The following is a 9,997-nucleotide window of genomic DNA, read 5'->3' on the forward strand; positions in this document are numbered from 1 at the left end:
TCCGGCCTAAGAACTCGATCAGATAAATCTCTCGATTGTTCGTCTCCTTCGCACGGACTGAGGCTTTGTTCACTCCCCCATTTTCAACAAAAACTAAATAGTGTTTTATTAATCCGGTTGATTATCAACTTCATAAAAGGTTGCTATTCTTTACCTCAACGAAACGACACATTTAGAAACGCTCACTATGTCAGCGCTTTAATAAGGAATCTATTCCATGCAAAAAGTTATTCTGATCACAGGCTCTACCGATGGTATCGGCTTCGAAACGGCAAAAGTACTTGTTCAACAAGGCCACCACGTTTTATTGCATGGACGTAACCCAAGCAAGCTCAAAGACGTAGAGCAGCAGCTTGTGGCTATCTCTGATGAAGCGAAAATTCAAAGTTACGTGGCAGACTTGTCTGTTCTGGCTGATGTGGATGCGTTGGCTGACAAAGTAATTGCTGAGCACGATAAGATTGATGTACTGATTAACAACGCAGGTGTGTTCAACACTCCGAACCCGATCACTAAGGACGGTTTAGATGTTCGTTTTGTTGTGAATACTATTTCACCATACCATCTGACTAAACGTCTGCTACCTGTCCTCGATGCATCTAGCCGAGTGGTGAACCTGTCTTCAGCGGCGCAAGCAGCAGTGAACATCGAAGCGCTAGAAGGCAAGAAACCGCTTTCTGATGGCGACGCTTACGCACAAAGCAAGCTTGCGATCACTATGTGGACTCGCGAGATGGCAAAAGAGTTAGGCTCTACGGGGCCAATGGTGGTTGCGGTTAACCCAGCTTCATTACTAGGCAGTAAGATGGTGAAAGACGCTTATGGCATTGCAGGCGGCGACCTAAGCATCGGTTCTGATATTCTGGTTCGCGCATCATTGTCTGATGAGTTCGCACAAGCAGGCGGTCAATACTTTGATAACGACAACAACACGTTTGCGAACCCGCACCCAGATGCGATTTACGGCGATAAGTCACAACAAGTTGTCGCTAAAATTGAAGAGATCATCAAAGCAACGCTTTCTTAATTGCGACGACTCGTACTGAGTTAATTTGCAAATCTCAATAAAAAAGCCCTGCGTTTCTAATAAATTAACTTAGAAACGCAGGGCTTTTTCGTACAACGTTTGTCTCTACTTTTGTTCCCAATACGGTGGATTACCATAATATTCAGAGAAGTAGTCAATGAAGGCTCTCACCTTTGGTGCAAGTAACCTTGTGCTTGGGTACACAGCCCAAATCGCAGGCTCTGAGGTTAATGGGTAATCTTCTAATATTTGAACCAGCTGACCACTTTTCAGTTGTTCATAGGCACACCAATTCGATGTCACCGTGATCCCCATACCACCTGAGGCTGCGTCACGCAGTGCTTCCCCGTTATCTGCCCTGAACGACCCAGATGCCTTAATCGTCTTAGGCCCGCTTTCAGTATTGAAGGTCCAGTTTTCTAAACCAATTAAGCTAATACACTGATGATCATTAAGATCTCGAGGTGTAGCTGGCTTACCATATTTGATTAAGTAATCAGGCGATGCACACACAATACGTTTGTCTGTCGCAAGTTTTCGGGCAATCAGTGTCGAGTCTTTCAGCTCTGAGATACGAATTGCGATATCAAAGCCACCCTCAACAACATCCACCATCGAATCTGATAGCCTGAGATCGACTTTTAACCCAGGGTAGCGCTCTAAGAATCCAGGTAAAGCAGGAACAAGATGCAAACGTCCAAAAGACGCAGATGCGGTAACTCGAAGCGTTCCGGTTGGAGAATCACAGCCCACACCGACCGCCGACTTGGCAGCATCCACACTCGATAACACTTCTTCAGCATGAGGTAAAAATGCTTCCCCCTCTTCGGTTAAAGAGACCTTACGAGTGGTTCTGTGAACCAAGCGAACGCCTAAATTGTCTTCCAGTTTACTGATGTGCGAGCTTGCAACAGCAGGAGACAAACCAAGCTCTTGCCCAGCCATGCTGATGTTATGTGTGGAAGCTAAACGAACAAACAATTTGAGGTGTTCAATATTCATGAGATTACCAATAAAATCTTAAAAATCGTGTACCAGTAACCCTCATTATGCGTCATTCACATAACAATACAACGTATTAACTCAGTTGAATTGTGAAGAAGTGATTGAGCCAAAACGAAAAAAAACTCCCGAAGGAGTTTTTGTCTAAGTCTGTAATTCGCCATTTAGATAGTCAGCAAAATTACCAACTCACTAGCCCGTTAAACGAGCATGCAGTAAATCTTTAAGCTCAGAACGATCATGTTTCAATTGGTGCATCGAGCCGTCATCAATGGGTGAATCTTTCAGCTCTAGTTTACGAATCTCTTTATCAAGGTTGTCGTATGTCTTCATATCTGCTGCAAAGCCATCGTCAGTTTTAGCAAGCTCAGCAATTTTGTCTTTCATTTCAGGAAATTCGTGAACAAGAGAGTGATTTTCACCTAGCATAGAAACCTCTTAAGTTGAGTAAAGTGATTGGTAGTACACATTCATTATTTACCTTAGCAAGGGACTCAAATAACAAATGAGATCCAGTACACAGCCTAGAATATAGACAGTTCAGATTCACAAATTTACAACATAAATCGGCAGGGATGCGTTGTTTTACATAGAAGAAAGCCTCACGTAATCGCAAGGCTTTGTAGAAGTGAGTTCTTTATAAGAACAGTGACAGAAATGATAATAACAGCAGCTAAAAAGTATTTTCAAAAAAGGATTAGCTGCTACAACCACCAGAATGAACTCGATTCATTTGATCATGTGAAGACGTGTCAGAGCCTGTCGATTGGCATCCTGCCACGAACAATAGCGTTACAGATAAGATAAGCCATTTCATAATTAATCCTCTGTTAGTCATGACTAAAGCATAGTGCTTAAAAGCGCGGATACCTCAGTCATTAACTAAAGCCTTACCTGCCGATAAAGCCTTAGTTAATGAACAAAGCATCGCTTCATTAACTAACGACCTGTCTTCGTGCAAAAAACTTTCACCAAACGAACAAAAAACAGTCACAACTCTCTCTAAGCTTCACAAAAACCGGCCTTTCAATTCCTTTTAGTTATTATCTAAATAACATCAATTCATTTTTAGAATCACCGCCAAACCGATACATTAGTGTCATCTCCTAATGACGACCTCAAGGTAAAAGATATGAAAAAGACCATTTTAGCAACACTGATTACCATCACATCAATGCAAACAATGGCAGCAGTTGAAGTAACCGACGAAAACTTCGCTCGTGCAGAAAGCGACCTTTACTTCACTCAACAGTTAGAGCATCAACCGGTTAATGTTTTTGAGCATAATCGCGAGAACGTAACGGTAGAGAACCAAATGATTATCCGCTCTAACACCGACCTGCTCTATTCAACCGCGGTTGTCGATGTCTCAGAAGGCGCAACATTCAAGCTGGCCAAAGGCGATGCGTACCAGATCATGCATATCTTCAATAACAATCATGATAACCACATGGCCATTTATGGTGGCGAAGAAATTTACATCGACTCAGAAATCGCAGGTTCAGACTACATCTACATACTGATGCGAACTGCAACAAGTGCTGGCGCAGATGAAGCGCATCGACTGCAAGATGCGGCGGTCATTAATGCGAAATCAGCTAAGCCTTTTGAACCTGCTTCAGATTGGGATGATACTTCTCGAGATAACGTCCGAGCAAAATGGGAGAAGCTAGTTAATGACATCAAGACAGAAGAAGCCTTCACACCAAACATCACAGCAACATCAAATAACAAGCAGTTTATGATTGGTACTGCGGTGGGTTGGGCTGGTATGCCGGCAGAGCATGCTGTGTATACATCACGAGCGGGCACAGGTAAAACAGAATGTGCAAACATCACGTTTGAAGCACCCTCATTACGTTATGACGAAGGCGGTTATTGGTCAATTACGGCCTATTCAAGCCAAGGCTGGTTGATGACGAACAACAACAGTGCTGATTCAACGACATCAACACCCAATAAAGACGGTTCTTACACGATCCACTTTGCGCCAAAAGGGCAAACCTGTGACGCTGCAAATAACGTAATTGAAGTAAACGATGATGGCTGGAACTTTGCGGTTCGTGCATACCGTCCTAGTGATGAAGCGGTAGCATCAGGTGAGATGCACAACTTCCCACAGGTCACTGCTCAATAGCGGGGAATAACGACTGAATTGCGAGTGATTAGTGTTAATTAACTGGCAATAACAGCTGCTAACAATAACAGCTACTAACAATAACCTAGCCTCTCATTTGAGAGGCTTATTGCTTTTCTTTTATGATGGTTTGGGAGGTAGTGATAATTTTGCGCTTAAGCCATTGATTCATCGGGTGCATTCTCTTGTTATGAGATTCCACCAACACGATCTTTTTGAGCTCTTCCGGTGCATAATCAGGAAAAGAGAGATAATCGAACTCTTCATGAAGATAAAGAGCAAGCTGCTTGGAACACGGTAGAATCATGTCACTTTGTTTAATGACCTCTAATAGCGTGTGCAAATACGAGCTTCTTGCTTTCACTTTAAGCTGCTCTGTCGACAAATGCTTGGCGATATAAGGCTGAATATCATTCCACCCCGGTATCACCAAACTCGCGTATTCCGCTTCATCTATCTCTTGCTGTGAAATCACTTTGCCAGCTAATGGATGGCCGGTTTTAACCAACCCGACAAAGTCATCCTCACCGATAATCTGATGGGTAAACTGCTTATTCGTGTCGATTGGAGAAAAGTTGATAGCTGCTTGTATCTCGCCATCCAACAATTTTTTCAGCGTTTGAGAGCCCCAATTAACGATATTGACTTGAGCATTGGGCGCTTCTTGAATGAGACCAAGGCATAAACGCGCACCAAGCCAGTTCGAGATAAAACCGTTAATCGCAATCGTGATGTTGCCTTGATACTCGGCAGGGTCAAAGCTTGGAGTTTCAAGAATCACGTCGTCCAAGCTTTCCATGATCATTGGCAGCCGTTCACCAAGCTCTAACGCACGTGGAGTTGGCTTCAAACCTGAATGGACACGAGTAAACAATTCGTCATCAAAGTATTCTCTCAATCGCCCTAGTGCTTTACTCACTGCGGGCTGACTCAGCGCCAATTTATTGCCAGCAATGCGAGTATTTTGGGTTTCTAGCAAAACCAGAAAAACGCGGATTAAATTGAGATCCAATTGTTTCATAGTTACCTGTCATTAAAGTTTGGTCAGGGAGAGATTTAGCCGTCTAGCGATAAAAGCTAACTTAGCGAATATCTCTCTCATTATGGCTCATTTGACGATTGATTCGCTTAACGATCTTTAACTCTTTCTTACTATCTAGACAAACTAAACAATAAATCATCATAGAAAAAAGCAGAACTTCAATTCCTCAAAGTTCTGCTTTAACAATCCATGACTGCTTACGCTCTGCGCTTTTTGAAAGCGTGCCAGCCGGCGCTGAAAATTGTTTTTAACACCACACCGAGTGCGCTTAGTTTTGGGTCGGCGTTCTTACCAGAGGCAATGCGCCACATCTGATGTTCATACCAAACCAGCCCGACCATCGCCACCTTGTCTAATGCGGGTTTACCTGTGGTTGGCACCGTTAGCGGCATGCCGTGGCTAGGGTTTTCAATTAACTTGTTAGGGAAATCAGGATCAACCGCCATTGTTCGCGCAATACCAATAAAATCGGTCGCCGAGGTGTTTAATGCTTCATTCATTGCTTGCGCGGTTCGAAAACCACCCGTGACCACCAGCGGTGTACTCACGAGTTTTCTCGCCTTCACCATGTAATCCATAAAATACGCTTCACGTTTTACTGTGCTGGACTTGATTGATTCAGCTTTGCTCTTTGAACCCATCATTGATGGACTTTCATAGGTGCCGCCAGAGATCTCAATCAGGTCGATACCGTTATCACTCAGTGTTTGCACAACCTGCATCGACTCTTCTTCAGTGAAGCCACCTTTCATGAAGTCAGCACTGTTGAGCTTAATTCCGACCGGGAAATCTTCACCGACCTCTTTTCGAATCGCGCGATAAACCTCAAGCACAAAACGAAGTCTGTTTTCGAGTGATCCACCCCATTTGTCTTGGCGTTGATTGTGTCTTGAAGACAAAAACTGACTCACGAGATAGCCATGAGCACCGTGGATCTGCACACCGGTAAAACCCGCTTGTTTTGAAAGCTTTGCACTCAGCGCGAATTTATCAATGATTGCGATGATTTCCGTCTCAGTCAGAGCTCGTGGCGTATTAAAGCCTTTTTCTAATCCACGCTCTAAAGAGATAGCCGAAGGCGCAACCGGGCTATCACATAAGAATTTAGGGATTTGCTTTCCTGGGTGGTTCAATTGCATCCATATCTGCGAACCATTTTGTGTTCCAGCCTTCGCCCACTCACGAAATACGCTTAAGTCACTTTGCTCATCCAACACAACGTTTTTAGGTTCACCAAGCGCACCTCTATCGACCATCACGTTGCCCGTCATGGATAGGCCAATTCCTCCTTGAGCCCAACGCTGGTAAAGCGTGACTAAACCTTGCTTAGGGTTATGATGTTTATCACCTAGCTGTTCACTCATTGCCGATTTGAACAGGCGATTTTTGATCACTTGGCCATTAGGAAGAGAAAAAGGGTCGTTGAGGCAGATTGGATTCATGCGCGTGGTTACTTTCTTTGGTTTATATATTCAGTCCAGTATGCCCTATTTTATCCGACAGTTCTGAGCATTTAACGCCTATTTCGAAGCAAGTTTCGCTCAATAAAAAATGCCAGCGACATAGCAGCTGGCATTAATCGACTATAAACAAAACCTTAAACAGGAGATTTAAGTCATCACTTTATCGTGGATTTTTTAACCTTAGTAAATGGTGTCGATTTCCATTTATCTGTTCTTACCTCTTCACCGGGCGTGTACATACGTAACACTGAATACCATTGATGATCGGGGATAGGTAAGAAGTTAGGATCATCTTCATGCCCTTTTACATCGCTACTCATGTAAATGGTGTAACTGCCATCAGCATTAGGCGTTAGCGTTCTGTCTCCACGGGAATGACGGTTTAACTCGTTTTTCTCCATCAATCGGGTTTCACCACTGTAAGCCGTGTATGACCAAAAACCACCCTCTTCTAGCGGTGGCGCATCGAAGGTCACGGTGTAATCGTATTTTCCGCCATCGAGCGCAGCACCTTCACTATCAAAGAAGTCACCGCTATACATAGTGTGCTTTGCAGGCAGCCCCCATTGGCCCATTAAGGTGCCGTAGGCGTGCTGAAAGCTAGGAACCTTGGTCATTTCATCGCGAGTGCCTAACACGTCACGTGAATCATCAAAGCCCGCATTAATGATTCGTTCCAGTCCGTCTTTTTGACCAGACTCGATCATACTAAGCTGCTCTTTCGTAAATGGATGATTGGCTTTGCCTAATTCAACATCTCCTAAGCCAATGAACTCGAACAGTTCAAGCAGCTTTTGGTCATGCGTCTTCATTGTTCCTTCAGACAAGATGAAATTGGTTCGTTCGACCCAATTAGAATCTTCAGGGTCTGGATACTCGCGCTCAACAGGATCTGGCCCTTTCTGACCTAAATATTCCGACAACGTCCTAATATTCCATTGATCCATTAACTTTTGAGCAGTTGCAGAATCGTCACCGCCAAGGTCCATGATTCGACCCATCATCTTGACCAACGGGTGCTCGACATAGATGACTTGATCGACACTCGCAGGCACTTCACCTTTCCATCCTTCAACCGCATACATGAAGCTGCCGCCTTTTGTGCCTCGCTGTGGAGAGCCAAAAGCCGAGTCAGTAAAGTGCTGCATATTCATGGTATGGAACAACCAGTATCGATTGTCATCATGGTCTGGAATCGTAATGATGACCGGCTCTGCGGCTAGATCCATCCAACCCATCAAGTGTAACGTGTCATTGTTAATCGTCGGGTGCGCAGTGTAAGTGTCGTCAGCAAGTATTCGAATATTTTGGAATCGATTCAAAGGGTAGTCTTGCTCAACGACGGTTTTGTAAAAGTATTTGTAGGCTTCATCTATCGAGTACGCGTACTCGTAGGCAAGTTGTGCCAATAGCTGATTATCCTTTTTGAGCGACGCTAAACTCGCCATCTCAACGGGGAGAGTATCCGTTTTTATCCCCATTGCTGTTTTTGTTGCCACAGCTGCGCTGGTCGCGTCCACGGGTTGGCTCGCGAGTATCGGAGACGGAAGTGCAACCATGAAAGCACAAGCCAGTGCTGCCGCAAGAATGTTTTTTTTCATCATTTAATGTCCTAACTAGAAGCGAGTACGGAAGGTGATCCAAGTGTTGTTGTCTGTATCACCACTAAAAATGATGATGTTGTCACTATCGACCTTGTAGCCCAGCTGCATTTCAGCAGAGAAATCTCGTGTGTTCTCACCATCCAATCCATAGGTGTATTGAGGGGCGAGTTGAAGATAAAATTGGTCAGCAAAATCGTACTTTAAGTAGTTAATACTGCTGATGATCTGAGTGTCTTGAAATTGGTTATTCTCTTCCCACATCCTTCCATACGTTATGGCGCTGTAGAGTTTAAATTTGTCGCTTAACTCGAATGCTTGCATCACACCAATAGAGGCGTAGTTCGATGTTAGATCGTCGTTGGAGAAGTCGTGTCCAGCATCAACAAACAAGCCGGTGCCCGTTTTCTTATTGGGTGTGAAGAATCGTGCTCGATAGTTTTCAAAGTTGTTTTTGCCTTCCAGCTTACCCAACACACCCCAATCGCCACGATTCACGCCAAATTGGAAGGTAGCGCCAAGCCCTTTATTTCCCGCAATTAGTTCACCTCCCGTATAAACGGCCATTGGGTCAGCCATATCACTGGCAGGTTCTTCTTGAGCGGAAACGGAAAATGCAAAGGGGATAAGCGCAAAGATAGAGAGTGTAAAACTGGAAAAGGTGCCCGTGAGCAGACGTAACGGTTTCTTCATATTATTGTCCGATAGTAAGGTGCGCTTGTTACAGCACACCTTGTATTAGTCGTATTTGGCGTTAGTCAGCAACCACTGATTTGTCTGCCATACCAATACCACCGGCTTTCTGTCTTGGTGGAAACGCTTTGAGTGACTTCTGATATTCCGCCGCTGATTTTTGCAGCTTTGGTAATACCCAAGACTTCTCTTTCATCCATAAGAACCAACCACGAGTATCAGGGCTACGCTCGTAAGGATCAGCCTTGATGTTGATGAGCATTCCTAGTGGCCACTCTTCAGGAGGCGCAATCCACTCCGTTTTGGTTTTTAGGTGCACTTTCCAATCATCCACTCGGAACGCATTCAAATCTTGCTCGTTGTAGAAGAAGAACTCATGACGTTGACTCGGCTCGCCTTTGGTCAACATGTCCAGCTGGTTATAACCATCCAAGTGAACTTGATAACGCTCGCCGTTTAACTCTTTTCCATCTAGCAGCTCTTGCTTAATGTCGCCTTCGCCCACAGCAGCCATAATGGTTGGCACCCAGTCTTCTGAAGTCATGAAGCCATCGGTGTATTCACCTTGAGGGATTTTATCTGGCCAGCTGACCAACATTGGCACACGGAAACCGCCATCCCATGTCGTGCCTTTTTGTCCTCTGAATGATGCAGAGCCAGAATCAGGCCAGTGATCTAGGTTTACGCCATTGTCAGAGGTGAAGAGAATGATGGTGTTGTCGATTTCACCCAAGTCTTCAAGCTTGTCGAGCAGCACACCGATCTGGTCATCAAGTTCGATCAAGCCATCGTAATAGGTGTTGATTTGGCTCGCGCCTTGGTACTCCGGACGCACATGTGTTTTTTGGTGCATACGAGTCGGGTTGTACCACATGAAGTAAGGTTGTTCGTCTTTCTCCGCTTCATGTCTATACCCGTGATCAATGAAGGTGCTTGATTTTCGATAAAATCAGGATCATGCTAAGACCCATGAAAATTACACTGACTCCTCAACAAAAGCTGCAACTCGAGCAGATGCACGATTCTACTCGT

8 protein-coding genes and 1 pseudogene are annotated in these 9,997 nt (G+C 44.5%); 2 read left to right on the top strand and 7 right to left on the bottom strand.

The window, feature by feature from the left end; genetic code table 11:
• The first annotated feature begins 217 nt into the window (after positions 1-217).
• Complete coding sequence (locus H5300_RS15360) at positions 218-1,027, top strand: SDR family NAD(P)-dependent oxidoreductase (protein WP_108176798.1); 810 nt, start codon at positions 218-220, stop codon at positions 1,025-1,027.
• A gap of 105 nt (positions 1,028-1,132) precedes the next feature.
• Here the strand turns inward: H5300_RS15360 and H5300_RS15365 are convergent, their stop codons facing one another.
• Positions 1,133-2,029 (bottom strand): LysR family transcriptional regulator, encoded by an 897-nt coding sequence (locus H5300_RS15365; RefSeq protein ID WP_004732242.1) that lies wholly within the window; start codon positions 2,027-2,029, stop codon positions 1,133-1,135.
• 192 nt (positions 2,030-2,221) lie between these two features.
• Complete coding sequence (locus tag H5300_RS15370) at positions 2,222-2,458, bottom strand: YdcH family protein (protein ID WP_017060944.1); 237 nt, start codon at positions 2,456-2,458, stop codon at positions 2,222-2,224.
• 667 nt (positions 2,459-3,125) lie between these two features.
• Here H5300_RS15370 and H5300_RS15375 point away from each other — a divergent pair.
• The gene (locus tag H5300_RS15375; protein WP_182796347.1) at positions 3,126-4,166 is read left to right on the top strand and encodes a DUF1214 domain-containing protein; all 1,041 of its coding nucleotides are present in this window, start codon (positions 3,126-3,128) and stop codon (positions 4,164-4,166) included.
• A gap of 106 nt (positions 4,167-4,272) precedes the next feature.
• On the opposite strand, the gene H5300_RS15380 is transcribed toward H5300_RS15375, so the two are convergent.
• The 5 genes and pseudogenes from H5300_RS15380 to H5300_RS15400 form a co-directional block, all read right to left on the bottom strand.
• Positions 4,273-5,187, bottom strand: coding sequence for a LysR family transcriptional regulator (locus H5300_RS15380; protein ID WP_065606858.1), 915 nt, complete (start codon positions 5,185-5,187; stop codon positions 4,273-4,275).
• 218 nt (positions 5,188-5,405) lie between these two features.
• On the bottom strand, positions 5,406-6,650 hold the full coding sequence (locus H5300_RS15385; RefSeq protein WP_182796348.1) for an NADH:flavin oxidoreductase/NADH oxidase family protein: 1,245 nt from the start codon (positions 6,648-6,650) through the stop codon (positions 5,406-5,408).
• Between the two features lie 176 nt (positions 6,651-6,826).
• A complete protein-coding gene (locus tag H5300_RS15390; protein WP_182796349.1) occupies positions 6,827-8,275 on the bottom strand; it encodes a DUF1254 domain-containing protein in 1,449 nt (482 codons plus the stop codon).
• Positions 8,276-8,287: 12 nt separating this feature from the next.
• Positions 8,288-8,965, bottom strand: coding sequence for a hypothetical protein (locus H5300_RS15395; RefSeq protein ID WP_048662480.1), 678 nt, complete (start codon positions 8,963-8,965; stop codon positions 8,288-8,290).
• A gap of 61 nt (positions 8,966-9,026) precedes the next feature.
• Positions 9,027-9,875 (bottom strand): annotated as a pseudogene (locus H5300_RS15400) (sulfatase-like hydrolase/transferase); the annotation flags it as partial.
• Between the last annotated feature and the right edge of the window lie 122 nt (positions 9,876-9,997).

Origin of the sequence: Vibrio sp. SG41-7 (genome assembly GCF_014164465.1) — a bacterium.
GTDB lineage: Bacteria > Pseudomonadota > Gammaproteobacteria > Enterobacterales > Vibrionaceae > Vibrio > Vibrio splendidus.

Excerpts from the sequence above, each read along its gene's own strand:
- H5300_RS15360 (WP_108176798.1), top strand. The coding sequence starts at position 218 with ATGCAAAAAGTTATTCTGATCACAGGCTCTACCGATGGTATCGGCTTC.
- H5300_RS15365 (WP_004732242.1), bottom strand. The coding sequence starts at position 2,029 with ATGAATATTGAACACCTCAAATTGTTTGTTCGTTTAGCTTCCACACAT.
- H5300_RS15370 (WP_017060944.1), bottom strand. The coding sequence starts at position 2,458 with ATGCTAGGTGAAAATCACTCTCTTGTTCACGAATTTCCTGAAATGAAA.
- H5300_RS15380 (WP_065606858.1), bottom strand. The coding sequence starts at position 5,187 with ATGAAACAATTGGATCTCAATTTAATCCGCGTTTTTCTGGTTTTGCTA.
- H5300_RS15385 (WP_182796348.1), bottom strand. The coding sequence starts at position 6,650 with ATGAATCCAATCTGCCTCAACGACCCTTTTTCTCTTCCTAATGGCCAA.
- H5300_RS15390 (WP_182796349.1), bottom strand. The coding sequence starts at position 8,275 with ATGATGAAAAAAAACATTCTTGCGGCAGCACTGGCTTGTGCTTTCATG.
- H5300_RS15395 (WP_048662480.1), bottom strand. The coding sequence starts at position 8,965 with ATGAAGAAACCGTTACGTCTGCTCACGGGCACCTTTTCCAGTTTTACA.